Here is a 23,344-nt window from a genome sequence, read left to right on the forward strand (position 1 = left end):
TCGGCAGCGGCGGAGGCAGACCAGTTGGACGACACGAGGCGGTCCTTCCCTTCCTTCTCGCCTACCGGGTTAGCTGACGGGTTCGGAGCAGGAAGGTCTCCTACAGGCCAGTACGACCCGATTCACCCCAAGTTGGTGGTTCCCCGGTTCCCCTGTGGGATTCGGCGCGCACGCGCACGGTGCCGTCTCTTGCGACGGCTGAGACAACCGCGCTGCGTTATCGAACGTTAATAGAAGCAAGGGGTTGATTCCAAGCCGTAACCAGAATGAGGTTTGACCCGAAGTCACCCTGGAATGCGAAGAGGTTCGAGGCGGCTACGGAGTGTGCGAAGCGCGGGATCAAATCCCCCAAAGCAGAGCGGACTCACCGCTTCCAGCGCTGCCCTGGGGTCGGTCCGGACCGACCCCCTTCATCACCAGCCACCACAGCGACCGTCCGCCGCTTGACCGGCTGCCCCGCACCCGGCCTCCCCACGGCGAGCAACGCGAGGTCGTCCGTGGTCCCACCACCGGTGTGCCGCCGCACATCGGAGATCAACGCGGAGAGCAGCCCGTCCGGCCCCGGAAAGATCCGACCCCGCAGCCGCTCGGCCGGATCGTAGAAGACTCCCCCAGCATCACGAGCCTCCGTCAGGCCGTCGGTATGGAGCAGCAACATCGCCCCAGCGGGGAAGGGCCACTCCACCACCCGGCCCGGCAACGGCGCCAACTCCCCCAGGCCGAGCGGCAGCGCCGGCTCCTCGGGTGCCAGACGGTCCAACCGTCCGTCGGCGTAGAGCAGGAGCGGTTCCGGATGGCCACGGTTGAGCAACCGCACCACCAGCTCCTCCCGCGGCACCTCCGCCAGCACACACGTGGTGAAGCCCTCGGCGGCCTCCGACTCCGAGTACCGCGCCCGCTCCCTGACCAACGCCCGCTCCAGCCTCCGCGCCACCCCCTGAAGGTCGGGTTCCTGTTCCGCGGCCTCCCGGAAGGCGCCGATGACCACGGCGACCACCTCCACCGCGTCCAGGCCCTTGCCCCGCACGTCACCGACCGCGAGCCGGACGCCGAACGGTGTCTCCTGCACGGCGTACAGATCCCCGCCGATGAACGCGTCCGCATGCGCCGCCTCGTACCTCGCGGCCACCTCCAGGCCACCCAACCGCTCCGCCGGCTTCGGCAGGACGGCCCGCTGCGCGACCTCCGCCACCCCGCGGGCCGAGGCCAACTGCCGGTCACCACGGCGCACCACCCGGTTGATGAGCACCGCCAGAGCGGCGACGGTCAGCACCGTGAGGAGCTCGGTGACCGCCTCCATTCGCAGAGCGCTGCCCTGATGCAGGTGGAGGAGCACCAAGATGCCCCAAGCCGTCCCGCCCGTGATCAAGGTGGCACCCATCCCGAAGAAGGGAGCGGCCACCAGCGGAGCAGCGGAGAAGAAGGGGGAACCGGTGAAGTCGGCGGGTGTGAGCACGGCGAAGAGCAGGCCGAAGCAGATCAACAGCGGCGGTAGCAGCCGTACGAAACGCCGGGTGGCACCCAGCCTGGTGTCCGCACCCGCTGCATCCGCTGTGTGGCCCACCGGCTGCCCCGCCATGAGTCCAGGCTGTGCCCAGCGCGGCGGGCCAGCGAGCGCTGGCCCGCCGATCGGAGTACCTCCGGATACGACCAGGGCCCGAATCCATCAGATGGATTCGGGCCCTGGTCTTCAAGTAGCGGGGACAGGATTTGAACCTGCGACCTCTGGGTTATGAGCCCAGCGAGCTACCGAGCTGCTCCACCCCGCGTCGTTGAACACAAGCTTACGGCATCTCCGGAGTGCTTCTTACCAGCCTGCCCGGACCGGGCGCCGGATCCGCCGTGACCCGTGCGCGCGGGTGATCGAACCAGTCAACGGCGACGCCCGTCCGCCGGCGTCCGAGCCCACATCAGGCCCCCGCCATGGCCACTCCGAGCCGACTGGTGACCGGCACGACGAGGGTCCTGCGACCCCCGGATCCTCCGCCCGGTCCTGCCCCCGGAGCCGAGGTCGCAGGACCGGAACCGACGGACCCACGCCGGAATGTCGGGGCACCCCCTGGGCCATGGAGGCACCGTGCGGCGGACAGCGGGCGGTACGGGCAGCGGCGTGCGACATCGACTGACACAATGCCAGCCGATGCAACCGGCACCACGGGGTGGCCGTCGCCGTGATCGGCTGAAGTCTGCCTCCCGGACCGACCAGGGAGGGACGCCCATGACAGGACCGCGCCCGAGGCGGGCGACCAGTCCGGCCGCGCGCAGACTGCGCGGCCTCCAGCACGATCAGCCCGGCGGTGAAGGCGGCTCACCGCTGAAGGACAAGAGGGCTTGGGTAACGGCCGTGGTGTTCCCCGCCATCATGGTCATGGTCGCCGCCGTGGTTCCCGGGGGATTGGGTTGGCTCTCCGGCCTGTTCGCGGAGCCGCCGAGCCTGAAGGCGTACTCCAGCGGGCCGGACGGTTGCGTCCCTCGCTACTGGGCAGGGAGCACCTCCGAACTGAGGGTGGAGCCCGGCGCGCTCAGGTCCGGGGGCGTGCCCGTGGCGGACCCACGATGGGGCATGGTCGTCTCCGCTCCGGTCACTTTGCAGGCCAAGAGCGACCAGAGCATCGTGGTGACGGACCTGCGCGTTGACGTGATCTCCGCCAGACCCGTCCCGAGCACGGGGCAGGTCATCGACGCGGAGGATTGCGGCGGCGGGATCGACGTACGGCCCTTTGACGTCGACCTGGCCAGTCGGCCCGTATCAGTGAAGCCGGCGGTCATCCACCGGGCCGATGGCAGTCAGCTGCGGAACCCCGGCTTCCCGTTCAAGGTCTCAGCCAAGGATCCGGAGCAGCTCGAACTTCAGTTCCCGTCAGTTCGGGGAGACGTGCGCTTCTCCATCACGGTGGACTGGGTGTCCGAAGGGCAGCCGGGAAGCATCAGACTCGACAACGGTGGTGCCGGCTATCGCGTCATGGGGCTCGGAAGCCTCCCCCGACGTCCGCTCTCCGCTCTCCTGAAACAGACAACGCGCTGATCCACTGTGGCGCCCACCCGCCTGCGCCACGGCACGACGCCCCTCGCCCTGCCCTCCGCGGCCCGGCGACCGCAGGGCCGCGGTGAGGCTGGCCCAGCGGCGAGTTGTTCGTACCGCCTCACTCATCCCGGGCTCGCATCCGACCAACGCCCGTCCCGGCAACGGCGAAGCACCCCACCCGGTCGAAACCGGATGGGGCGCTGAGGCGCAGGTCAGAGGACGTTTCCTCACTCCTGCGAGCGGTAGGCCATGTCGGACTCGAACCGACAACCAACGGATTAAAAGTCGAGGAGCCGGAGTGATGTCGGCTGGGGCCCCGTTCCTGCCCATGCCGTTCCGGCTGGTCAGGACAGGTACCCCGGCCACCCCACCACCGGCCCGTGACACCCCGTCCGTAGGCGTCCGGGCTCACACCGGGCTCACCACACAGCCGCTCTGACCTGCACTACTGCCCGACACGACGAGGGGCTGTGGGCCCCAAGATCTCCTACTCCGCCAGTTCCTGACCCCGGCCCCAAGGAAGGCAGGACCGCGACCTGCGGACCGGCGCCCGACCGCCGAGGCGCCACCCACGAGTGATTTACACACTGCGGGTTGACTAGCCCTCAGTAAGAGGCTGTCGCGTGCAAGATCGGCTGACAGAATGCCAGTCGAATCGACCGGCAACAGGGGGTGGCCGTTGCCGTGATCGGTTGCGATCTGTCCCCTGGACCAACCAGGGGAGGGATAGCCATGGCGGGACCGCGGCTGAGGCGCGTGACGGGTCCGGCTGTGCGCAGACTGCGCGGCCTTCAGCACAATCAGACCGAGGGTGAGGGCGGCTCACCGCTGAAGGACAAGAGGGCTTGGGTAACGGCCGTAGTGTTTCCCGCCATCATGGTCATAGTCGCCACCGCAGTCCCCGGGGGGTGGGGTTGGTTCTCGGGTCTGTTCACGGAGCCGCCGAGCCTGAAGGCCTACTCCAGCGGGCCGGATGGTTGCGTTCCTCGCTACTCGGCACGGAGCCGCTCCGAGCTGAAGGCAAAGCCCGACGCACTCAGGGCCGAGGGGGTGCCGGTGGCGGACCCGCAGTGGGGTGAGGTCGTCTCCGCCCCGGTCACGCTGCAAGCAAAGACCGATCAGAGCATTGTTGTGACGGGTGTGCGCGTTGACGTGATCACAACCGAATCTGTCCCGACCACTGGCCAGGTGATCGATGCCGAGGGTTGCGGCAGCGGGATCGATGTACGGCCCTTTGACGTCGACCTGGCCAGTCAACCCGTGTCAGTAAAGCCAACCGTCACCAAGGCGGCTGACGGCAGTCAGAAGCGTGGTCCTGATCTCCCCTTCAAAGTCTCGTCCCAGGACCCAGAGCAGCTCGAACTGAGGTTCCCGTCAGTTCAGGGAGACGTGCGCTTCTCCATCACGGTGGACTGGGTATCCGAAGGGAAACCAGGAAGCGTCAAGCTCGACAACGGCGGCGCCGGGTTTCGCGTCATGGGGCTTGGAGGCCTCCCTCGCCATCCGCTCTCGGCCCTCTTGAAGCAGACCACTCCCTGATCTCGTTGCAGCGCCTATGCCGATGCCGTGTTTGTGTGAGGTAGAGAGGAGACAGAGTCAGGCCGACACCTCACACTCGGCCTGCCGCCTCGGTACCGTGCTGCTGAGCGGCCAAGGCCGGTCGCCCACATGCAGGGGGTGCGCTGATGTTGGAAGAAGCCGAGGAGATCGGCCGTCGCGTCCGGCGGGCGCGGCTGCGGCTCGGGATGCCGCAGGCCGACCTCGCTGCTGCCCTGGGGAAGACACAGGGTTGGGTGTCCAAGATGGAACGCGGCCTGATCGAACTGGACCGCGTCGGCCTGCTGAACCTCGTTGCCGCTGAGCTGCACGTGCATCCCAATGACCTGATCGGCCGGCCGTACGCGAGCAGCCCCGCAGAGAATCAGTGGCAGGTCTCGGCCGCCTCCATCCTGCGCGAGCTGCGCCGCTACGACCTGACGCCCGTATTCGACGGGGCTGCCCGCCCGTCCGGCGAGCTGTGGCGGGAAATGACCCGCCTGCACCGCCTGAGGGACGCGGCAGCCAACACGGCGATCCTGGCGACTCTGCCCGATCTGCTCCGCGAGGCGCGCGCCCTCGCCGAAGCCACTACCGGCCACGAGCGCGAGGAAGCGTTCGCGATCTACGCCGTGGCGTGCAAGTTCGCCCACACGGCCGCGCACGCCCTCGGGCACCCCGAGCTCGTCGCCATGGCGGCCGAGCGCGCCGCATGGGCAGCTCGCCTGTCTGCCGACCCCGTCATGCCCGCGCTCGCGGACTGGATGCGCGTCTGGGACATGTGGGCCACCGCCGACTGGGACGACTCGCTCACCCTGTCCGACAAAGCCATCGCCAGCGTGCAGCGCGAGTACGAGCTCGGCGACCCCCTCGCACTGCGAATGTGGGGCACGCTCCACCTGCGCGCAGCCGTAGCTGCGGCCCGCGCCGGCCGCCCGTCCGAGGCCGAGGAGCGGATCGGCCACGCACGCGACGCTGCCCGCCGCATGACCGGCCACCACAACCCACCTGTCTACGATCGCCACTCGGTCACGTTCTCCCCCGGCAACGTCCAGATCCACGCCATCAGCGTGGCCCTGGAGACGGGTGAGCAGAGCAAGGCCCTCGCCATAAACCGGGGCACCGCGCCCGAGCTCGTCGCGGCCCTCCCCAACTCCCGTCAGGGACACCACCACATGGATCTCGCCCGCGCGTGGCTGTGGGACGGCAACCGCGACCATGCGCTCGCCGAGCTGGAGACCGCCGAGCGGATCGCACCGCAGCTCGTACGGAACCACCCGATCGCCCGCTCGACCCTGCGCAGCATCGTCTACGCCGAGCGGATCGCCACCCGCGAGAAGCTGCGCCGCATGTCAGACCGCTTCCACCTCGACGGATGAGGGCGGTATTCCTCCGATTCATATTGACCCCCTGACGCGCCCCTAACTTCTGGGGCATGACAGGACGAGCAACTCCCCATCTCCCTTCTCAGGGCGGCGAGTTAGGCACTGCCGCCCCGTTCTACCCCCGGCTCGGCGATCTTGCCCGCGACACCGCCAAGGGTGGACAGATCGGCGTCGTGGTCTCACTCCCCGGTGTCGGCGCCGGCACGTACCACCTGAGCCCGCCCGGCGGCGGCGACAAGTGGACGGCGCCTGCCGACGGCACGACGCTGCGTCCCGTACCGGCGCAGGTCACACACATCACTCCGATGCACCGGGACGCCCTCTACGACTCCCGCGCGCAGCAGGGCGCCCTGCGAGTATCCGTCCACTACGAGGACGGCGGAACGGCCGAGTCACTGCTCGTCCTCACGCCCGACCAGGTGGAGCTGTACGCCTGCCAGTTCCAGCGGATCATCGCGCAGCGCGAGCAGGCCAAGGACGCTGCCGCGTGAGGTCGGGCCGCGCAGCTCACCGCCGCGCCACCGCTCGCGATCCCTTCGGGCTCCTCCTGAGCTGGATATGGGCCCTCGGCACGGTCGCGGGATTCACCGCCCTGGCCGCCACGGGTACCGCCGAGCTCGGACGCCACGGCGCCATGCCCGCACTCGCCGCGCCGGACGCTCGAATCCCGGCGCTCTGATCTCCCTGCCCACGCGGACGACCCCGCGCGGGCGGGGCGCCACACCGCATGTCCCGGCACCACTGACCAAGGAGGCATGGACCATGACCGTAATCCAGGAGCGTCCCGCGACCGACGCCCGGACTCTCATCGGCGCCACGTTGCGCGCGAAGCTCGCGTCCAACATGCAGGCCAAGTTCCCCGAGCTCAGCGACGACCAGGCCGAGCGCGGCATCGGCCAGATGCTCGCCTTCCTCGCCGCCGGCGCACACAGCGACACCCCGCTCAGCCCGTCCCCGCTCGTCGACGACTTCTGGCACGCCTTCCTGCTGCACACGCAGGCCTACCAGGACTTCTGCGGGCAGACGCTCGGCAAGTTCGTCCACCACCAGCCCGGGTTCCTCGACAAGGAGGAGCACGGCGGCGGCAAGGCCCTGCGCGCCCGGACGGTCGAGGCGATCGTCGCGGCCGGGTTCGTGATCGACATGGAGTTCTGGCCCGAGTTGGACCTCGCCGACTGCTCGCAGTGCCACGCCAACTGCCACAACAGCCCCAAGTACGCCTGACGCACCGCCTGCGGCCGGTCCTCTGCTTGTGCCACGCTGTGGCCGAGCCGGGGACCGGCCCCCTTTCCTGCACGAGGAGCACGCGGGTGGATCGCACCGCATGGCTTGAACTCCCGCCCGAGGCCCGCAGCGCCGTCGAGACCTACACCGGCCCGGTTGAGCACGCCGAGACGGCCGAGACGGGCGTCATGTCCCGACTCGCCTGCACCCTGCACACCCCCACCGGGCGCGTGTTCGTCAAAGGCACCCGCAGCGACGAGCCGACCGCGTGGATGTACGAGTACGAGGCGCGCGTCACCCGCGTCGCACCCCTCGCCCCCCAGGTGCTCTGGCAGGTCGATGCCGGCGGATGGCTGCTCACCGGATACGAGTACGTGTCTGGCCCCCACCCGGACCTCGCCCCCGAATCACCCGACCTCGGCCCTCTGATCAACGCGCTCACAGCCATGTCGGCGGCCCCGTGGCCGGGGCAGGTCCGTAAGAAGCCGCTCCACATCCGATGGGTTGGATTCTTCCCGGCCGACCGTTCCCCTGACCTTGAAGGCCGGGTACTCGTCCACAGCGACGTGTCACCGCTCAACATGTTGGCCACCGATGACGGCATCCGCGTACTCGACTGGGCCCTGGCCTGCCCCGGTCCGGCATGGGCAGACACAGCGTTCGTCATCCCTCGACTCGTCCACGCCGGCCACACCCCCCAGCAAGCCGAGGCGCTCGCCCGAACCGTCCCGGCCTACCGCGCCGCCGAGCCCTCGGTCGTCACCGCGTTCGCGCAGGCCCTGTGTGCCGTATGGGAGAGCCGCGCGGAGTCAGACCCAGCCCCCCACCGCGCTCCGCTTATCTCCGCCGCCCGAGCTTGGACAGCTCACCGTGGGTATGCCATGGCGTAAGGCTCGCCTTCGGGCCTGCTTTCTCGGTGCTCCCGCGCGCGGAGGGTGCTTCGACCGGTCGCGAGCCTAAGCCAGCCCCTATGCGCGCGAGGCGGGGGGAACCGGTTCCGCACAGCTTTGAGACGTTGTCAGTGCCCTGCGGTATTCGCGCGCACCCGCGCACAAGACGCGACCGGTCGCGGTCGGACACACCAATGACACCGGGGGACGCCGGGGACGAGGGGGACGCTCTTGGTTCTATCCCCTCTCCTTCTTCTCTCCTTCTCTCAGTAAGACAGAGGAGTGAAGGGGTGGAGTCGTCCCCCGCGTCCCACACATCGCCCCAGGTCAGCATCCGACAGGGCGAAAGGGGGACGACCTGCTGCTGACGTGCGTCCCCGTCGTGCCCTGCGCGTCCCCCGGACACGGAAACGTCTAGGAAGGGCCGGCGCTGGTTCGGGCCGCCCTTCCATCGATCAGCTGGAGCGGCCGGTTTACGAGGCGTCGCCTGACGAACGAGGGCGGTTTTGGGCAACGAGCGAGGCCATGTCTTGGCCCGGAGGAAGCCGCCACTCAACTACGTGCAGGCCAGCTAACGCGATGACTTCCTCTGGCACACCCAGCCTGTAGAGAGGCGTGGCTCTATAGCGGTTAAGCCAAGCGCTGCGTCTCTTTTGCTCACGCGGTTCAAGGTTTCGCCACGAGTCAAGGACTACTCCCGGCGGCATCGATTCCTCTGATGCCCGCTGCGCCACGATGTGTTGCACAAACGGGATGTACCCGGGATCACGCGCAAGCGCGACTAAGCACCAGGCGGTGGTTGGGGACATGGTCTCACCGTGAGCAGCGATGAGCCGGCGAGCCTTCCACTGCCAAAGTGGAGCGAGGAACCATCTCGCACTGTGCGCCCTCATTTTGGGTCTCTAGGAAGCAACGCCAACCACCCACACCTGACATCGGTGAAGTCACCGTCAGTTCTTAGCTCCATCGCGTATCCAGCACGCAGTTCTGCCGGAGTGCACCGAAGGAACATCAGCCTGCACGCTCTTCGCTCCCGGAGCTGGAGGTCTCCAACTGAAGCTCTCGCTTCCTCTGCTCTTCCTTCAAGCGCTCTACGTAGCGAGCGAACATCCTGAGTCGATCAGCCTCGGGAAGCGGCGGCTCATCATCCCGACCGGCATACTCATCGAGCATGAACTGCGACGCGTTGTAATGCTTCTCAATATCGTCGGCCGTCGACTGGAGATTGTATCCGCGTTCGCGGAATTTAAAATAACCAGTGATTCCCGCAGAAATTCCGACAAGTGCACTGAGAGCAGCTGTCGAGAGCCGCAAAATTTGACTACTGCCCTCATTCATGGCAGCAAGCGTGGACGTGATGATCGACCCAGTGATGATGATGCCCTGGAAGAAATTATGGACACGCCGGTTCTTGTTCGCTGATTTCCGATACTGATCGATCAGATCCAGCGATGCTTCGCGATAGATGCGAAGCCCCGAGGGCGAGTCAAGAGGAAGCATTGCGGCGGCAGTCTGCCGGTCCTGGAGAGCGTTCCGTAGCGCGCCGGTTCGATCAACGAGCTTCTTGCGATTCTTCCAGAGCGCCCACCCCATGGCGATCCAGAGGCCGTTGACGATGATGAGGCCAGCCCACCGGGTGAACACCGGCTGGGTCTTCCACAGCCCAACGATGACCGTGTAGCCCAGGAGGAATGTGAGAGTGATTCCACCCATCAGACACAGGAGATAGATCCTCTGAAGAGTCCGTGACGTCCGGAGATCGTCCTCGATCTCATCAAAGATCTTTACGCTGACTCGGTAGTGCTCTTGCCGTCGCGACTCATCGATCTCGGAGATACCAGCAGTTGGATCGATGCTTCCCTGACTCACTCGCGGCCCCCGCCTAGTACCACTCGCCTCAGCCGTCACCGAATAGATTGAAGTTAAGTGACGTAAGTTGGTGATCATAAATTTGGCCCGCCGGACCAGCAAGAGCGCCTTGCTGGCCATTATCGGCAGACTAAATCAGGCCAAGATCTTATTGAGGAAAGAGATCGATCCGAGTGGAGCCGGGGGTTACCCCGCGAGACTTAAGGGAAGATCGAACTTTCTTTCGAAGAATCACTGAGTTACTTTCAGTGAAGCTGCCCCTTTTGGTGACACCACAAGTCGCTCTGCTCCACTTCAGTCACTCAGCCCCCACGTGGAACGTCTTAAATCTGGGGTGCGGTACATGTCAGTGTCCACCTCCCTCCACCACGCAAGCGCTTCGCGACCACTGAGATCCGGAGCACGGTGTGGCGTGTGGCTAGGCAGTTGAGTGGCAGGTCACGGCGTAGACCTTGCCGTGTTTGTTGCTGCCCGAGGTACGCGCCACGTGGATGCCTCGGGCTCGGAGCGCCGGGGCGACCTGTCGGATGCGGGCGCTCAGTACGGCTGGTGTCTTGGGCCAGCCGTCCGCAAAGCCTCGCCCGTCGCTGCTGAGTTGCCGGTGAAGGTCGCCCATAGTGCCCTGCCAGCCGCCTGGTGGGAAAGCCGGGGAGGCCGTCCAGGCACGGAGGGCGCCGGCGACCGGGTGGCCGTCGAGGACGGCGTCGTTCAAGGCGTCCTGCGCCCCGTTGAACGCGGCGAGACTGCGCCAGCCCGTGACCCGGTCGAGCGCGTGCAGCAGCTCGGCGAAGTCGGCGAGTCGCGGGCGCTCGGTGAGATCGGCAGCGGCGTGCGGGAGGTCGGCCCATACCTCGGCGGCTAGGTCGAGCAGGGCTCCGAGGATGCGGGGGTGCGCCTGCGCGTACGCGGCCCACAGTGCGCCCGCGGTGCGTCGCTGGTCTCGGCGGATGGGTTGGAGTTCGAGCGGCATCATGCGTTCGGCGAGGTCGTTGCGGAGCGCGCCGAGGTCGATGCCGGTCAGTAGTACGGGCCGCTGGTAAGTGAGCACGTTCACGTCATCGTCGGTGTAGAGGGCGCGGGTCACCTGCGCGTCGCCGGTGACGATGCGGCACAGGGCATCGGACAACCAGCCGGGCAGCCCCGAAAGGTTGTCGAGGGCGAGCACCCATCCGGCCGCGGTGGTCGGGCCGAGGTCGCGCAGGTTCTCGGGTGCCTGCCGCAGGGGCGCGCGGGCCCCTTCGATGATCCCGGTGAGCATCTGGCCCGAGGTGCTCTTGCCGGTGCCCTGCTCACCGGTCAGGTACGCGATGGGGCGCGGCATACCGGGGCGCAGTGCAGCCAGGAGCCAGCCGATCGCGAGCGGCAGGGTCTCGGGAGTGAAGGGCAGCAGGGCGGAAAGTTCGCCGATGCCCTCGCGCCAGCCGCCGGCCGGGCGGTCGGGGCGGGGCAGTGGCCGAACCAGCTTGGTGCGGCGCCAGACCGGACCCGCCTCGGGGTCCGGGCACGTCAAGGTCCACCCGTCCGTGGCGATACGGACCGACTCCCCGTCGGGGCGGCCGAGGTCGAGCCAAGACACCGCCGTGTCCTCGGGGTCCGCAGCAACGCGCAGGTGCAGCTCAGTCTCGGGCACGCGCATGGCGAGCGCGTCGAGCGTGGCGACGGCGTCCGCGAGTGCGGTCTGCGAGGGCGTGCGGTCGTACTCGGTGACGTAGATACGGGTGAGGTGCTGCCGCAGGCTGCCGGTTCCGGTGTGCGCTGCTGCGCGCAACGGCACGGCAACGGCCGGCCCGTCGTACGGGACTGCGTACGGGGCGCCGTTGTGGTGCAGGTACCGGAAGCGGTTCTGCCCGAGGACACGCAGCACCTCGGCCTGCGGGGGCTGCTTCTCCTGCTTCGCGGCACGCGGCTGCTCCCCACCCTGCTCCGCCCGTGGGAAGGGGACGACCGAGCGGGCGGCGGCGACCGGGTCAAAGGCCGGAGGGATCATGCGGCGGCCCCGGTGTGCGTGCGCGGGTTCCGCTCGCCTGCGGTGAGGCCGGAGCGAATCGCAGCCCCGGCCTCACGGTCGGACAGCCCACCGTGCCGGGCCGCGTCGAGCAGTACGTCGACGAGTTGCCCGCGGTCGAGTCGGCCGGCCGCGCAGAGGGTGCCGAGGTTGAAGGAGGCGCGGTTGAGCGTGGCGTTCCGAGTGCCGGGCTGCGCCTCGGCGACAGTCCGCAGCTCGGCCTCGACGGCAGCCGCGGCGTACCCGCTGCCCATGGGGCGGGAGCGCCAGGGCAGCACCGTGCGGGGCCGCTCGGGGCGTACCCGGTGCCCGGTGCGGTCGAGGTCGCGCGCCAGCCAGACGGGCAACTCGGCGACCGTGCGGCAGTCACCGAGCGCGGTGTACGTGCCGGCGCGGGTGACCGTGCCCGGGGCCACGGCGTACGAAGCACCGGCGCGCACGTCGAGCTGCCAGCCCAGTGCGCCGGCGAGCGGGCGCCATGTCGTACCGGCCGGGGCACGGAACCAGTAGTGCAGTCCGCCGGAAGGGGTGAGCACGGTCAGTGTCTGCGGACCGCAGCCGGGCAGCGTCGCACGTCGCGCCTCGACGAGCAGAGCGAGGGTGTCGCGGCCGTCGGCGATGCTGCCGGGGGCAACGTCCTCGGGTAGGTCGACGCCCGGGAGCAGCTCGGACTGCTCCTCGGGAGGCTGTCCGCCGTGGCAGTCCACATCGAGGATCACCAGGCCGGATGGACCCGCGGCAACGCCGACGCCGGCGGACGGCATCCGGGCCCACCATGCGGCGATTCGCTCGGCGTCGGTGGTCGCTGCGAGCACACCGTGACAGGGGCGGCCGGCGGCGATGCACTCGCAGCCGTGCCCATCATGCGGGGCGTGATGAGGGTTGGGACGCTCCTTGGTCCCGGCTGCACAGCGGTCGCAGCCGCGCACGGGCAGCTTGGCACCCGGGGCAAGCGGGTGCACCGCGTAGCCCTGAGCGGCCAGCCACAGGGCGACGCGGAGCGGGTCAGGGGTCGGGGTCGTCAAACCGTCACCGCCCCAGCAGTGCGGCGAGGGTGGCCACGACAGCAGCGAGCCCGTCCGGGTCGGTGCCGTGCACCTGATACCCCGCGCTGCGAGCCAGTACGGCGGCGAGCGTCCGGGCGGTGTACTCGTCGATGTCGCGCGCACCCCCGATGAAGAGGCGCGCACGGAACCCGTTGGGTGTCGGGGTCAGCCCGCCCAACTCCCTGGTGGCGTCAGGAAGCACCGCCCACCCGTGCGAAACGGGCAGGCGGTAGCTCATCGTCGGCAGGGCTGCCGAGCGGCGAGGAGTGATCACCGGGCTACTCACGCGGCACCCGCCTCGGTCGGCTCCTGGCTCTGAAAGCCGAGGAAGCGAAGCAGGTCGTACCGAGTGACGCGGTACTGCCGCCCAAGGCGCAGGACCCGCACCGGGTACTCGCCGTTCTTGGCCAGGGCGTACCCGGTCGTTCGGCCAAGGGCCAAGGCTCGGTTCGCCGTGTCGAGGTCGAAGCTGACGGGCAGGGCCATCAACTCGGCCGCCGCCATTCCCTTCACGTTCTGATCTTCGAGCGGATACAAGTCATCCTCCAGAGGGTTGGGTACTTCATTCCCCCTGAGCATGATCCCCTAGATCGGCTGGTGTCAACCCCACCCAGGGTGTAGCGTCCATTCCCGTGGAGAATGAACAGGGTCAGCAGGCGGACACCATGTGGGGCTACGGCTACGAGCCTGAGAAGGCACTAGGCGAAGCCCTGCGCTCACTCCGTACGGCACGCGGCATGTCGCAGGAAGACGTGGCGACGATGATGAGCCGGAGCGGTTTCTCCTGGCGCCAGACAACGGTCGCGAAGACGGAAGGCGGTTCACGCCCCGTCCGCGTCAACGAGGCTGCCGCTCTGGCCCTGTGCTTCGGCGTCTCCGTTAATGAGCTGCTCGGCAACCAGGCGGACAGCCCGGAACAGTCGCTGATCGAATCGACGTACCGGGTGTCGTTCTCGCTCTACCTGAGCACTCGACTCCGCACCGAGGAAGCGCTCCGGCGCAAGGAAGCCGCAGAACGCGAGTACGAGGAATCCCTCGCTCAGCTCCGCGAGACGAAGCAGTCCTACGAAGAGGCAAGCCGGGCGTTCGAGGAGGCATTCCTCGAACCGTCCGGCGAGGGGGAGGAGAAGGATTGACCGGCTCGACCTTCAAACGGTGCGCCTGCCGCAACCCGGAGACGGGCAAGCAGTACGGGCAGTCGTGCCCCAAGCTCACACAGAAGCGCCACGGCCTGTGGAACGTCCGCCAAGAGCTGCCGAACGACAAGGACGGCAAGCGCCGCACCTTTCGCCGCTCGGGCTACGCCACGAAGAACGAGGCGCAGAGCGACCTCGACAAGCTGCGGGCGCTCCTCGGCATCCCGGGGGATGACGACCCCGACGGCCGCCTGCTCATCGGCGACCTGCTCGAAACGGTCGCTTCCAAGAAAGAGGCCATACCCGACTACGAGGAGACGCAGCGTCGGTTCCGTACCGGCCAGTCCCTCACCGCTCGGCTGACGGTCGGCGACTGGCTCGACCAGTGGCTCGCCGGCAAGCGGCGCCGCGATTCCACCCTCGACGGATACGAGTCGCACATCCGCGTCCACTTGAAGCCGTACATCGGGCAGCACCGCCTCGACCGGCTGAACGTGGGCCACCTGGTCGAGCTGTTCGACTCGATCGAGGAGCACAACGAGGAGATCCTCGTCGAGAACGCCAACCGGCGGGCGCAGGTCGCGCTGAGCAAGCCGACCACACCGGGGCGACCACTCCCCGCCGAGCGCGCGCGGATCGCCGCCGAACGCGCCAAGCTCGCCGAGATGAAGCCGTTCCGAAAGGTCACCGGGCCGGCGACCCGACAGCGCGTTCGGGCGACCCTGCGTGCGGCCCTGAACGATGCCATCGCGCAGCAGCTCATCACCTTCAACCCGGCGTCACATGTCGAACTGGAGACCGGTAAGCGGCCCAAGGCGCTCGTCTGGACCGAGGAGCGCATTGCCCAGTGGAAGCGGACGGGAGACAAGCCGTCGCCCGTCATGGTCTGGACGCCCGAGCAGACGGGCGCGTTCCTCGACCGCGCGGCGAAGCACCGCCTCTACGCGCTGTACCACCTGATCGCCTTCCGCGGCCTGCGCCGGGGCGAGGCATGCGGCCAGCAGTGGACAGACACTGACCTCGGGGGCGGGCTGCTCACCGTCGCCACTCAGCTCGTACAGCGCGGCTGGAAGGTCGAGGAGTCCGCGCCCAAGACGGACAGCGGCGAGCGCGTGGTCGCCCTCGACTCCGAGACGGTGAAGGTGCTCGCGAAGCACCGCAAGCGGCAGATGCGGGAGCGCCTCGCGTGGGGCGAGGCGTACGTCGACACCGGCCGGGTGTTCACGCAGGAGAACGGCGAGTGGCTCCACCCGGCATGGGTGACCGACCAGTTCCGGCGGCTGGCTGCCGAGGCAGGTCTGCCCCCGATCCGGCTGCACGACCTGCGCCACGGCGCGGCGACGCTCGCCCTCGCGGCCGGCGCCGAGATGAAGGTCGTACAGGAGATGCTCGGCCACTCCTCCATCACCATCACCTCGGACACGTACACCAGCGTCCTGCCCGAGGTCGCTCGGAAGGCTGCCGAGGCCGCAGTAAGGCTGGTCCCTCGGCAGGCCGTTCGTACCGCCGGGCTCACCTCGGGCTCACATCAGGCCACCGGGCGCCCCGGGCACAGCAAAGCGCCCCACCCTAAGAAGTCGGATGGGGCGCTAAGGCGCAGGTCAGAGGAAGGTTCCTCTACCTCGCGAGCAGTAGGCCATGTCGGACTCGAACCGACAACCAACGGATTAAAAGTCCGCTGCTCTGCCAATTGAGCTAATGGCCCTTGGCACAACACCCCCGAGCATAGCCGCACCGAGCCGCCAAGCCGATCGGGTATGGGACTCCCATGCGCGGCGGGGTGTCGGCGTGCCACACCCGAGTGGTGGGAAGGTCGGCCCTCCCACCAGCCGTCGCCGGGCTGGACGCGCTGCGCGTGACGTCCCGGCTGACTCACCGGATCCTATCGAACCGCGGCGAGACGCTGACAGGGCCCGTACGGCAGCGAACTGTCGTACGGGCCCTGTCAGGGCGTCAGGAGGTGCCGTCAGCCGTTGCGCTTCCAGCGCGGCTTGTCGTCGCGGCGGCCACCGAAGGAGCCCGAGCCGGCACCCCCACGGTGGTCGTCACGGCGGCCGTAGGGACGGTCGCCCGCGCCACCGGAGCGGTGACCGCCGGCCGGGCGGTCATCGCGGCGTTCGCGGTTGAACGGACGGTCAGCGGCGCCACGGTGCTCACGACGCTCGAAAGAACGACCACCACGGTCATCACGGTCACGGTTGAAACCACCACGGTCATCACGGTCACGGTTGAAACCACCGCGGTCATCACGACGGTCACGGTTGAAACCGCCCCGGTCGCCACGGTCATCACGACGCTCGAAAGAACGACCACCACGGTCATCACGATCGCGGTTGAAACCACCGCGGTCATCACGACGGTCACGGTTGAAACCGCCCCGGTCGCCACGGTCATCACGACGCTCGAAAGAACGACCACCACGGTCATCACGATCGCGGTTGAAACCACCGCGGTCATCACGACGGTCACGGTTGAAACCGCCCCGGTCGCGACGCTCGTAGTTGCCGCGCTCGTCACGACGCTCCGCAGCCGGTGCCGGCTCGGCGGCAACGGCGAGAGCAGCGGCGACCTCCGCCGCGTCGGCCTCGGCGGCCTCGGCGACGGCGGTCTCCGGGTCGTCACCGCGCTCGCGGGCGGCGCGGGCGACCAAGCGCTCGGCCTCCTCGCGGAGTTCGCCGGCACGGCGCTGTACGCGCTCCAGCTGCTTGGTGAGTTCGGCGACCTCACGCTCGGCCTGCTTGGCCGCGTTGCTGGCGCTGTCCGCCTGGACCTCGGTCAGCGACCGGGCGCCGGTGATCTCAGCGACCTCGGGGTCGAAGGCGCCAGCACCACCGACGATGTGGCGCGAGGCGTCGACGCCCGCGTCCTCCATCAGGCGGAAGATCTGACGGCGCTGGTGCGGCAGGGCCAGGGAGACCACGACGCCGGACTTGCCGGCGCGGGCGGTGCGGCCCGAGCGGTGCAGGTAGTCCTTGTGGTCACCGGCCGGGTCCACGTTGAGGACCAGGTCGATGCCGTCGACGTGGATGCCGCGGGCGGCGACGTCGGTCGCGACGAGCGCGTTGACGTAGCCGTCCTTGAAGTCGGCGAGCGTGCGGGTACGGGCGCCCTGGGTCATGCCGCCGTGCAGAGCGTCGGCCTTGACCCCGGCGTCACGCAGCTGCTCGGCAATCCGGTCGGCACCCAACTGGGTCCGGACGAAGATGATCGTGCGCCCCTTGCGGGCGGCGATCGCGGCGGTGACCGGGGCCTTGTCCTTCGGCTTCACGACGAGGACGTGGTGGGTCATGGTGGTGACCGCGCCGGCGGAGGGGTCGACCTCGTGGGTGACCGGGTTCACCAGGTAGCGCTTGACCAGGCTGTCGATCTCGTTCTCCAGGGTGGCGGAGAACAGCAGACGTTGACCGCCCGCGGGAACCTGGTCCAGGAGCTCGGTGACCTCAGGCAGGAAGCCCAGGTCGGCCATCTGGTCGGCCTCGTCCAGAACGGCGACCTTGACCTGCTCCAGCGAGCAGGCACCGCGGTTGATGACATCGCGCAGTCGTCCCGGGGTGGCCACCAGGACGTCGACGCCACGCTCCAGGGCGTAGATCTGGTTGCCCATCGAGGTGCCGCCACAGACGACCTTCATCTTGAGGCCGAGCACGTCGCCGTACGGCTGGAGGGCGTCCGCCACCTGCATGGCGAGCTCGCGGGTCGGGGTGAGGATGACGCCGCGGGGCTTCTTCTTCTCGGTGTGTCCGCCGGCCAGGGTGGCGAGCAGCGGAAGGCCGAAGGAGAGGGTCTTGCCGGAGCCGGTACGGCCTCGGCCGAGGATGTCCTTGCCGGCCAGGGCGTCCGGGATGGTCGCGGCCTGGATCGGGAAGGGGCTGGTCACGCCGTTCTGGGCGAGCTTGCGGACGACGCCCTCGGGGAGCCCGAGGTCGCCGAAGGAGAGGGTGGGCTCGGCGTCGGTTGCCGCGTCCTCGGTGTCGAGGTCGGCGGCGAGGTCGGCCTCAAGGGCCTCAGTCTCGATGGCCTCTACGGCCTCGACGAGGTCGCTCTCGGGCATGACGGAACGGTCAGAACTGGAAATGGACATGCGAAATGCGAAACCTTCCGGAGTCTCGGCACGCGCCCGTCAACTCCGTGTTTTCGCAAAAATTCGCAAATCGACCGCCTCAATGCGGTCAGCCACGGCAAGGGAGAGAACGCGCCACTCGGCCCTCATTTACGGCACTCTGCCGACGAGGGTCCTGGCAAATAGGATCAAACGATCTACTACCATACGCACCCTCCCCCCCTCCTGGCAAACGACCTCCGGATGCCCCCCTCCCACCTGCGAAAACACCTAGACCTCCGATTCCGGTTCTGCCGGTTCCGGAGCCGTGGACGGCTCCGGGGAGGCCGAGGGCTGCGGCGGCGCAGAGGGCTCCGGAACCGTGCTCGGGCTCGGGTTCGGCGGCTTGGGCGACGGGGCCGGCGTACTGGACCCGCCACCCCCCGGCTCCGGCGCGGGCGGACGAGGACCAGGACCGCTCGGCATCCCGCCGCCAGGGCTCGGAGCACCCGAGGGGCCCGTGGATGCCTTGGGGCTCGCCGACGGGCCGGGCTGGCCGGCCCCGTCTTCCTCCGCATCCGCCTCCGACTCGCCCTCGGCGCCCTTCTTGCCGTCGTCGACGACCCTCCCGACCTCACCCTGCGTCCCCGCCCGGCCGCCGCCCCCCACGGCCCCCGAGCCGACCGAGTCGGCAGCAGCCTCCCGCTTCCCGACGGACGCGGACGGCTCCGGCCCCGCCCCGTCGTCACTCACGCTCATACAGCCGGCGGACGCGGCCACGGCGAGCGCGGCGACGGCCATCCGGACCGGTCGGGTCACACGGTCCGGAACAGCCCTACGGACGGGGACGGAGAACGGGCGCACAGAAGGCACCTCCAGGGGGTCCCCCGGCTGGACCGGGGAGCGGGACGGGGCCCGCGACGAGCGGGGTCAACATTCCCAACTCCTGTTGCCCCGTTAGGGACACGCGTACGGCCTCAGTTCTCCGAAGCCACCGTCACAACAGTCCCTCCGTGAGCGTCCACCCCAGATGCACCGCGCCGAGCGCGATCAGTACCGAGGCGAGCACGTTCGCCACGGCGAGGAAGGTCCAACCCCGCTCCGCCAGCCTCAACGTCTCGTAGGAGAAGGTGGAATAGGTGGTCAAGGCTCCGCAGAGCCCGGTACCCAGCAGGAGTTGCACCCCCGAGGGCACCGCCCCGGCAGCCACCGCGCCGGTGAGCACGCCCAGCAGGAGCGAGCCGGACGCATTGACCGTGAAGGTTCCCCAAGGGAAGACCGAGTCGTGCCGGGTTTGGACCGACCGGTCCACCAGGTACCGCAGGGGAGCCCCCACCGCGCCGCCGAGGGCCACCAGGAACCAGTTCACCGGTCCCCCGTCCGGCCGGCGAGCAGCGCCCGGGTCAGCGCCGCACCCGCCCACACCGCCGCCAGGGCGCCGAGCAGTGTCGCGGCGGCGTACCCGAGCGCCGTCGCCGGCTCCCCCCGGTCCAGCAGCGCGGAGAAGCCCACCGCATACGTCGAGAAGGTCGTGAAGCCACCGAGGACGCCCACGCCGAGGAAGGGCCGCACCAGGTGGTGCGCCGTACGACCCCCCTCGCTCACGAGCACCATCAACACTCCGATCAGGGCGCAGCCGGTGACGTTGACCCAGAGGACCGACCAGGGGAAGTCGCCCGGCGTGCTCGGCCACCACAGCGTGGCCCCGTAGCGAGCCGCCGCTCCGATCGCTCCCCCCGCCGAACAGGCGCCCAGCAGCAACCAGCGCGCCGAACCGCCGGTCTCGGCGCGCTGCGCCGGTACGTGCAGATCCACATCGGGGTCGATCGCTTCCGCCCGGTCCTGTCGGACGCCCTCCGGCCGGGCATCCGGCCGGTTCACCCGCGCACCAGGGCGGGCAGCCGGTCGGCAGCGGTCCCGGAGCCGTGGGTGGTCTCGGGTGCGCGGGACGACCCGTGAGCTACCTCGTCCGGCCCCGGGCCCGGGCTTATCAGCGGGGTGGGGGAAGGTCTGCATGTCACCACGGGAGCCATTCTCGCGCGCCCCGGCCGTCCGGCGCGCGATCTTGTGACCACGGATCCCGCTTCCCGGGGCACCTGCCCTTGAGGAAGCGGACCCGCGACCGGCCCGGGCCGCGCTCCCGCGCGCCCGGGCCCAACGGGAGTGGTGGTCGTCACGGACAATGGCCCTGTGCTGGAAATGACGCGAGAAGCCTTCGAGGAACTGGTGTCCGATGCGCTGGACACGATCCCACCCGAGCTGACGCGGATCATGGACAACGTGGCCGTGTTCGTAGAGGACGAACCGCCCGCCCACGACCCCGAGCTCCTCGGCCTCTACGAGGGGACCCCCCTCACCGAACGGGGCGAGTGGTACGCGGGGGTCCTCCCCGACCGGATCTCGATCTACATGGGGCCGACGCTCCGGATGTGCGAGGGCCCGGAGGACGTGGTCCACGAGGTTGCCGTGACCGTGGTCCACGAGATCGCCCACCACTTCGGCATCGACGACGAGCGGCTTCACGAACTGGGCTGGGGCTGACCTCCGGAGCCTGCCGCTCGCCCGGCACCGCCCCGGGAGCCCGCGCGCCGAGTCCGAGGAGCCAGGGTCCCTTCACCGGCGGCTCGTCTCCGACGAACACCGCCACGTGGTTGACCAGTCCTCTCGGTTCGGCCGGAATCCGGCCCGCGGCCTCGGCCACCGGCTCGCCGAACCCCGCCCCGCCACGCCCAGCACCCGACCGCCGTCGCACCACAGGAAACCGTTTTGGCGATAGCTCCCCGCATCCCATATGCTTCTCACGTCCCCGACGCGCTGAGAAGCGCGCAGGTGGGCCCTTAGCCCTCATCGTCTAGTGGCCCAGGACGCCGCCCTTTCAAGGCGGTAGCACGGGTTCGAATCCCGTTGGGGGCACGCTTTACCTTGTGCGAGACTCGTCTCGCACAATGCTTGGTCCTGTGGAGCAGTTTGGAGTGCTCGCCACCCTGTCAAGGTGGAGGCCGCGGGTTCAAATCCCGTCAGGACCGCTGAAGCTCATCAGAGCTTCGCCCTCTCACCTTCGCGGTGAGTTCCCAGGCTGGGTAGCTCAGTTGGTACGAGCGATCGCCTGAAAAGCGATAGGTCGCCGGTTCGACCCCGGCCCCAGCCACCACCTTGAGAACGTCCCGGACGGCATGCCGTCCGGGACGTTCTCGTCGTGGGCCCCGGCGAAGACACCCCTGACCGCAATCGGCCCCCAAAGGCCTTGTGCGCTGCCACGGTGCTGACATGTCGGCACCGGAACGCTGCGGTTCCGGAGCGTCGAGCCCCGCCCGCTCCCGCGCGAGAGTCGTACTGCACCACGCCACCCGGCGTTCTCGCGCCCCCGCGGATAGAACACCTGTCCACCGAGGACAGCGACACCTGATACCTGAGCGGTATCGTGCGGGTGTGGCGATGGCACTCCGGCTCCCGGACGACCTCGACGCAAAGCTCACCGCGCGCGCCGAGCGCACCGGCCGCAGCAAGCAGACGCTCGCCATCGAAGCGATCCGCGACGCCGAGGCCCGCGCCGAACTCAACGTGCACGACATCCTGGCCGAGTTGACGGACCCTGACTCGGAGATCCTGGAATACCTCAAGTGAGCGAAGTCCGCTACGTCCAGTCGGACGAGATCCTGGCTATCGCAGCCAAGATCAACGGTACCGGCTACATCGTGCGTGACATTGGCTTGCTCGTCTCGGCCACCGAGCGACCACGCACCAACGTGTTCGGCGCCGTGCTGTACCCCACGCTCCACGAGAAGGCGGCGGCGCTGCTGCATGCCCTCGCCCGCAACCACGCGCTGATCGACGGCAACGAGCGCAACGCCTGGCTCACCATGCGCTTCTTCCTGCGCGTCAACGGCCTGCCCGCCGGGCATCCGGTCCCGCCCGCCGAGGAAGCGGGCCCTTTCGTCGAGGCCGTCGCCCAGGACCTTCTCGACGTACCCGTCATCGCCAAGGGACTCATGGAGTGGTTCCCGGTCCAGTAGTGGCCTGAACGAGCGGATCGAGGAGGCGATGTCGCCCTTTCGTCCCGTCCTGGGCCTCCTCGACGACAGCCCCGGAATCAACCAGGCGGTCGCCGAAGTGATCGTCGCGGAGACCAGTGGCGACATGAGCCGCTTCGCAAGCGACAAGCACCTCGCCTCCTGGGCCGGAGTCTGCCCCGGCCACCACTCCTCGGCCGGACCAGGATCACCAAGGTCCGCCCCGGCAACCCCCGTGTCAAAGGAGCCCTGGGCATCGCCGCCCTCGGCGCCTTACGCACCAAGGACACCTACCTCCAGGCCCGCTACAAACGGCTCACCGCGCGGGCGCCGGACGCTCACCCGTCGGCGTCACCGGCACGGGACGCCCGCCGCCACTGCGCCCAGCCGACTGCGAGGGCGAGCAGCGCCACGGATCCGAGCGAGGCCCAGTCGGGCACCGCGTCCGCGATCGCCCGGACCCGCTCCTCCACGGTGAACGAATCGTCCACGTCCAGCAGTCCGGGCAGCGCACTCGCCCCGTCGTACGCCAGGAACAGCCCACCGAGCAGGACGAAGAACGCGCCGGAGAGCATCGAGGTGGTGTGCAGCCGCAGCCGCCCGAGGGTGAAGCCCCGGCCGCGCAGCCAGGCGCGCCGCCCCAACTGCAGACGTTCCCAGAGCAGCGCCAGCAAGAACAGCGGCACGGCCATCCCCAGTGCGTAGACCGCCAGCAGGGCCCCTCCGTACACCGGGCTGCCGCTGACCGCGGCCACCGTCAAGACGCTGCCCAGGATCGGTCCGGCGCAGAAGCCGGCGAGTCCGTAGACCGCCCCCAGGGCGTAGACGGACACGGCCGTGGTCGGGCGGATGCGACCGGAGATCTCCGCGATCCGGCGGGAGGTGAAGCCCAGGCCCAGGATCTGGGCCGCACCGAGCCCGATGATCAGCCAGCCGCCGACGAGGACCAGTTCCTCGCGGTGGCCGTTGAAGAACCGCCCCGCGTAGGAACCCGCCGCGCCGAGCGGCACCAGGGTGCTCGCCAGCCCCAGGTAGAAGATCCCGGTACGGGCCAGCAGCCGGGAGGCGGAGTCGATCGAGTAGGCGAAGAAGGCCGGGAGCAGCAGGGCGCTGCACGGGCTGAGCAGCGCGAGGAGACCTCCGAGGAAGGCGGCCAGGTATCCGATGTCGGTCATCGCC

General features: G+C 68.9%; 21 protein-coding genes, 5 tRNA genes, 2 pseudogenes and 1 riboswitch. Of the genes and pseudogenes, 16 read left to right on the forward strand and 12 right to left on the reverse strand.

Going from position 1 to position 23,344, the window contains the following annotated elements; all coding sequences use genetic code 11:
- Nucleotides 1–43 precede the first annotated feature (43 nt).
- Nucleotides 44–177, reverse strand: a riboswitch (cyclic di-AMP (ydaO/yuaA leader).
- A 187-nt stretch (nucleotides 178–364) separates the two neighbouring features.
- Both ACFYMC_RS12955 and ACFYMC_RS12960 read right to left on the reverse strand, forming a co-directional pair.
- The gene (locus tag ACFYMC_RS12955; protein ID WP_388523127.1) at nucleotides 365–1,579 is read right to left on the reverse strand and encodes a PP2C family protein-serine/threonine phosphatase; all 1,215 of its coding nucleotides are present in this window, start codon (nucleotides 1,577–1,579) and stop codon (nucleotides 365–367) included.
- A 116-nt stretch (nucleotides 1,580–1,695) separates the two neighbouring features.
- Nucleotides 1,696–1,769 (reverse strand) — tRNA-Met (locus ACFYMC_RS12960).
- Nucleotides 1,770–2,218: 449 nt separating this feature from the next.
- Between ACFYMC_RS12960 and ACFYMC_RS12965 the strand changes: the two genes are divergently transcribed.
- From ACFYMC_RS12965 to ACFYMC_RS12995, 7 genes are all read left to right on the forward strand, one after another.
- On the forward strand, nucleotides 2,219–3,025 hold the full coding sequence (locus tag ACFYMC_RS12965; protein ID WP_388523130.1) for a hypothetical protein: 807 nt from the start codon (nucleotides 2,219–2,221) through the stop codon (nucleotides 3,023–3,025).
- 1,056 nt (nucleotides 3,026–4,081) lie between these two features.
- Nucleotides 4,082–4,564, forward strand: coding sequence for a hypothetical protein (locus tag ACFYMC_RS12970; protein ID WP_388523132.1), 483 nt, complete (start codon nucleotides 4,082–4,084; stop codon nucleotides 4,562–4,564).
- A 146-nt stretch (nucleotides 4,565–4,710) separates the two neighbouring features.
- Nucleotides 4,711–5,940, forward strand: a complete 1,230-nt coding sequence (locus ACFYMC_RS12975; RefSeq protein ID WP_388523135.1) for a helix-turn-helix domain-containing protein — start codon at nucleotides 4,711–4,713, stop codon at nucleotides 5,938–5,940.
- Between the two features lie 56 nt (nucleotides 5,941–5,996).
- Entirely contained in the window at nucleotides 5,997–6,437 is a 441-nt protein-coding gene (locus ACFYMC_RS12980) for a hypothetical protein (RefSeq protein ID WP_388523138.1), read from the forward strand.
- Nucleotides 6,434–6,625: a hypothetical protein gene (locus ACFYMC_RS12985; RefSeq protein WP_327284155.1), complete on the forward strand. Its 192-nt coding sequence runs from the start codon at nucleotides 6,434–6,436 to the stop codon at nucleotides 6,623–6,625. Before ACFYMC_RS12980 ends, ACFYMC_RS12985 begins: the two co-directional genes overlap by 4 nt.
- An 83-nt stretch (nucleotides 6,626–6,708) precedes the next feature.
- A complete protein-coding gene (locus ACFYMC_RS12990) occupies nucleotides 6,709–7,170 on the forward strand; it encodes a glycine-rich domain-containing protein (protein ID WP_388523141.1) in 462 nt (153 codons plus the stop codon).
- Nucleotides 7,171–7,256: 86 nt separating this feature from the next.
- Nucleotides 7,257–8,060, forward strand: coding sequence for a phosphotransferase (locus ACFYMC_RS12995; RefSeq protein ID WP_327284157.1), 804 nt, complete (start codon nucleotides 7,257–7,259; stop codon nucleotides 8,058–8,060).
- A gap of 1,011 nt (nucleotides 8,061–9,071) precedes the next feature.
- Here ACFYMC_RS12995 and ACFYMC_RS13000 read toward each other — a convergent pair.
- From ACFYMC_RS13000 to ACFYMC_RS13020, 5 genes are all read right to left on the reverse strand, one after another.
- Nucleotides 9,072–10,049, reverse strand: a complete 978-nt coding sequence (locus ACFYMC_RS13000; protein ID WP_327284158.1) for a DUF4231 domain-containing protein — start codon at nucleotides 10,047–10,049, stop codon at nucleotides 9,072–9,074.
- 298 nt (nucleotides 10,050–10,347) lie between these two features.
- Complete coding sequence (locus tag ACFYMC_RS13005; protein WP_388523144.1) at nucleotides 10,348–11,916, reverse strand: hypothetical protein; 1,569 nt, start codon at nucleotides 11,914–11,916, stop codon at nucleotides 10,348–10,350.
- On the reverse strand, nucleotides 11,913–12,959 hold the full coding sequence (locus ACFYMC_RS13010; RefSeq protein ID WP_388523147.1) for a bifunctional DNA primase/polymerase: 1,047 nt from the start codon (nucleotides 12,957–12,959) through the stop codon (nucleotides 11,913–11,915). Before ACFYMC_RS13010 ends, ACFYMC_RS13005 begins: the two co-directional genes overlap by 4 nt.
- 4 nt (nucleotides 12,960–12,963) lie before the next feature.
- Complete coding sequence (locus ACFYMC_RS13015) at nucleotides 12,964–13,266, reverse strand: hypothetical protein (protein ID WP_079428917.1); 303 nt, start codon at nucleotides 13,264–13,266, stop codon at nucleotides 12,964–12,966.
- Nucleotides 13,263–13,484, reverse strand: a complete 222-nt coding sequence (locus ACFYMC_RS13020) for an integrase (protein WP_388523445.1) — start codon at nucleotides 13,482–13,484, stop codon at nucleotides 13,263–13,265. Before ACFYMC_RS13020 ends, ACFYMC_RS13015 begins: the two co-directional genes overlap by 4 nt.
- 128 nt (nucleotides 13,485–13,612) lie before the next feature.
- On the opposite strand from ACFYMC_RS13020, the gene ACFYMC_RS13025 reads away from it, so the two are divergent.
- Both ACFYMC_RS13025 and ACFYMC_RS13030 read left to right on the forward strand, forming a co-directional pair.
- Nucleotides 13,613–14,116, forward strand: coding sequence for a helix-turn-helix domain-containing protein (locus tag ACFYMC_RS13025; RefSeq protein WP_388523150.1), 504 nt, complete (start codon nucleotides 13,613–13,615; stop codon nucleotides 14,114–14,116).
- Nucleotides 14,113–15,711, forward strand: a pseudogene (locus tag ACFYMC_RS13030) (tyrosine-type recombinase/integrase); the annotation flags it as partial. The gene ACFYMC_RS13025 and the pseudogene ACFYMC_RS13030, both read left to right, overlap by 4 nt.
- Before the next feature lie 37 nt (nucleotides 15,712–15,748).
- Here ACFYMC_RS13030 and ACFYMC_RS13035 read toward each other — a convergent pair.
- The 4 genes from ACFYMC_RS13035 to ACFYMC_RS13050 form a co-directional block, all read right to left on the reverse strand.
- Nucleotides 15,749–15,821 (reverse strand) — tRNA-Lys (locus tag ACFYMC_RS13035).
- A gap of 261 nt (nucleotides 15,822–16,082) precedes the next feature.
- The gene (locus ACFYMC_RS13040; protein ID WP_388523152.1) at nucleotides 16,083–18,197 is read right to left on the reverse strand and encodes a DEAD/DEAH box helicase; all 2,115 of its coding nucleotides are present in this window, start codon (nucleotides 18,195–18,197) and stop codon (nucleotides 16,083–16,085) included.
- 955 nt (nucleotides 18,198–19,152) lie between these two features.
- Nucleotides 19,153–19,524: a fluoride efflux transporter CrcB gene (gene crcB, locus ACFYMC_RS13045; RefSeq protein WP_388523155.1), complete on the reverse strand. Its 372-nt coding sequence runs from the start codon at nucleotides 19,522–19,524 to the stop codon at nucleotides 19,153–19,155.
- Nucleotides 19,521–20,036, reverse strand: a complete 516-nt coding sequence (locus ACFYMC_RS13050; RefSeq protein ID WP_388523158.1) for a CrcB family protein — start codon at nucleotides 20,034–20,036, stop codon at nucleotides 19,521–19,523. The genes crcB and ACFYMC_RS13050 overlap by 4 nt, the downstream gene beginning before the upstream one ends.
- 309 nt (nucleotides 20,037–20,345) lie before the next feature.
- On the opposite strand from ACFYMC_RS13050, the gene ACFYMC_RS13055 reads away from it, so the two are divergent.
- From ACFYMC_RS13055 to ACFYMC_RS13085, 7 genes and pseudogenes are all read left to right on the forward strand, one after another.
- Nucleotides 20,346–20,696 carry a metallopeptidase family protein gene (locus tag ACFYMC_RS13055; RefSeq protein ID WP_388523160.1) on the forward strand — a complete coding sequence of 117 codons (351 nt, stop codon included), beginning with the start codon at nucleotides 20,346–20,348 and terminating at the stop codon, nucleotides 20,694–20,696.
- Between the two features lie 299 nt (nucleotides 20,697–20,995).
- Nucleotides 20,996–21,068, forward strand: a tRNA-Glu gene (locus tag ACFYMC_RS13060).
- A gap of 38 nt (nucleotides 21,069–21,106) precedes the next feature.
- Nucleotides 21,107–21,181 (forward strand) — tRNA-Asp (locus ACFYMC_RS13065).
- 48 nt (nucleotides 21,182–21,229) lie between these two features.
- Nucleotides 21,230–21,306: transfer RNA gene (locus ACFYMC_RS13070), tRNA-Phe, on the forward strand.
- Between the two features lie 278 nt (nucleotides 21,307–21,584).
- Nucleotides 21,585–21,779, forward strand: coding sequence for a hypothetical protein (locus tag ACFYMC_RS13075; protein WP_388523163.1), 195 nt, complete (start codon nucleotides 21,585–21,587; stop codon nucleotides 21,777–21,779).
- Nucleotides 21,776–22,168: a type II toxin-antitoxin system death-on-curing family toxin gene (locus ACFYMC_RS13080; protein WP_388523166.1), complete on the forward strand. Its 393-nt coding sequence runs from the start codon at nucleotides 21,776–21,778 to the stop codon at nucleotides 22,166–22,168. The genes ACFYMC_RS13075 and ACFYMC_RS13080 overlap by 4 nt, the downstream gene beginning before the upstream one ends.
- 28 nt (nucleotides 22,169–22,196) lie before the next feature.
- Nucleotides 22,197–22,307, forward strand: a pseudogene (locus tag ACFYMC_RS13085) (hypothetical protein); the annotation flags it as partial.
- A gap of 196 nt (nucleotides 22,308–22,503) precedes the next feature.
- Here the strand turns inward: ACFYMC_RS13085 and ACFYMC_RS13090 are convergent.
- A complete protein-coding gene (locus tag ACFYMC_RS13090) occupies nucleotides 22,504–23,340 on the reverse strand; it encodes a cytochrome c biogenesis CcdA family protein (RefSeq protein WP_388523169.1) in 837 nt (278 codons plus the stop codon).
- Nucleotides 23,341–23,344 lie beyond the last annotated feature (4 nt).

The sequence above is a fragment of the Streptomyces sp. NPDC006879 genome (assembly GCF_042869595.1).
In the GTDB taxonomy this organism is placed as follows: domain Bacteria; phylum Actinomycetota; class Actinomycetes; order Streptomycetales; family Streptomycetaceae; genus Streptomyces.

Bases quoted from the DNA above. Each gene is read 5' to 3' on its own strand.
- ACFYMC_RS12955 (WP_388523127.1), bottom strand. From the start codon at position 1,579: ATGGCGGGGCAGCCGGTGGGCCACACAGCGGATGCAGCGGGTGCGGAC.
- ACFYMC_RS12965 (WP_388523130.1), top strand. From the start codon at position 2,219: ATGACAGGACCGCGCCCGAGGCGGGCGACCAGTCCGGCCGCGCGCAGA.
- ACFYMC_RS12975 (WP_388523135.1), top strand. From the start codon at position 4,711: ATGTTGGAAGAAGCCGAGGAGATCGGCCGTCGCGTCCGGCGGGCGCGG.
- ACFYMC_RS12980 (WP_388523138.1), top strand. From the start codon at position 5,997: ATGACAGGACGAGCAACTCCCCATCTCCCTTCTCAGGGCGGCGAGTTA.
- ACFYMC_RS12990 (WP_388523141.1), top strand. From the start codon at position 6,709: ATGACCGTAATCCAGGAGCGTCCCGCGACCGACGCCCGGACTCTCATC.
- ACFYMC_RS13000 (WP_327284158.1), bottom strand. From the start codon at position 10,049: ATGGCCAGCAAGGCGCTCTTGCTGGTCCGGCGGGCCAAATTTATGATC.
- ACFYMC_RS13005 (WP_388523144.1), bottom strand. From the start codon at position 11,916: ATGATCCCTCCGGCCTTTGACCCGGTCGCCGCCGCCCGCTCGGTCGTC.
- ACFYMC_RS13020 (WP_388523445.1), bottom strand. From the start codon at position 13,484: ATGGCGGCGGCCGAGTTGATGGCCCTGCCCGTCAGCTTCGACCTCGAC.
- ACFYMC_RS13040 (WP_388523152.1), bottom strand. From the start codon at position 18,197: ATGTCCATTTCCAGTTCTGACCGTTCCGTCATGCCCGAGAGCGACCTC.
- ACFYMC_RS13090 (WP_388523169.1), bottom strand. From the start codon at position 23,340: ATGACCGACATCGGATACCTGGCCGCCTTCCTCGGAGGTCTCCTCGCG.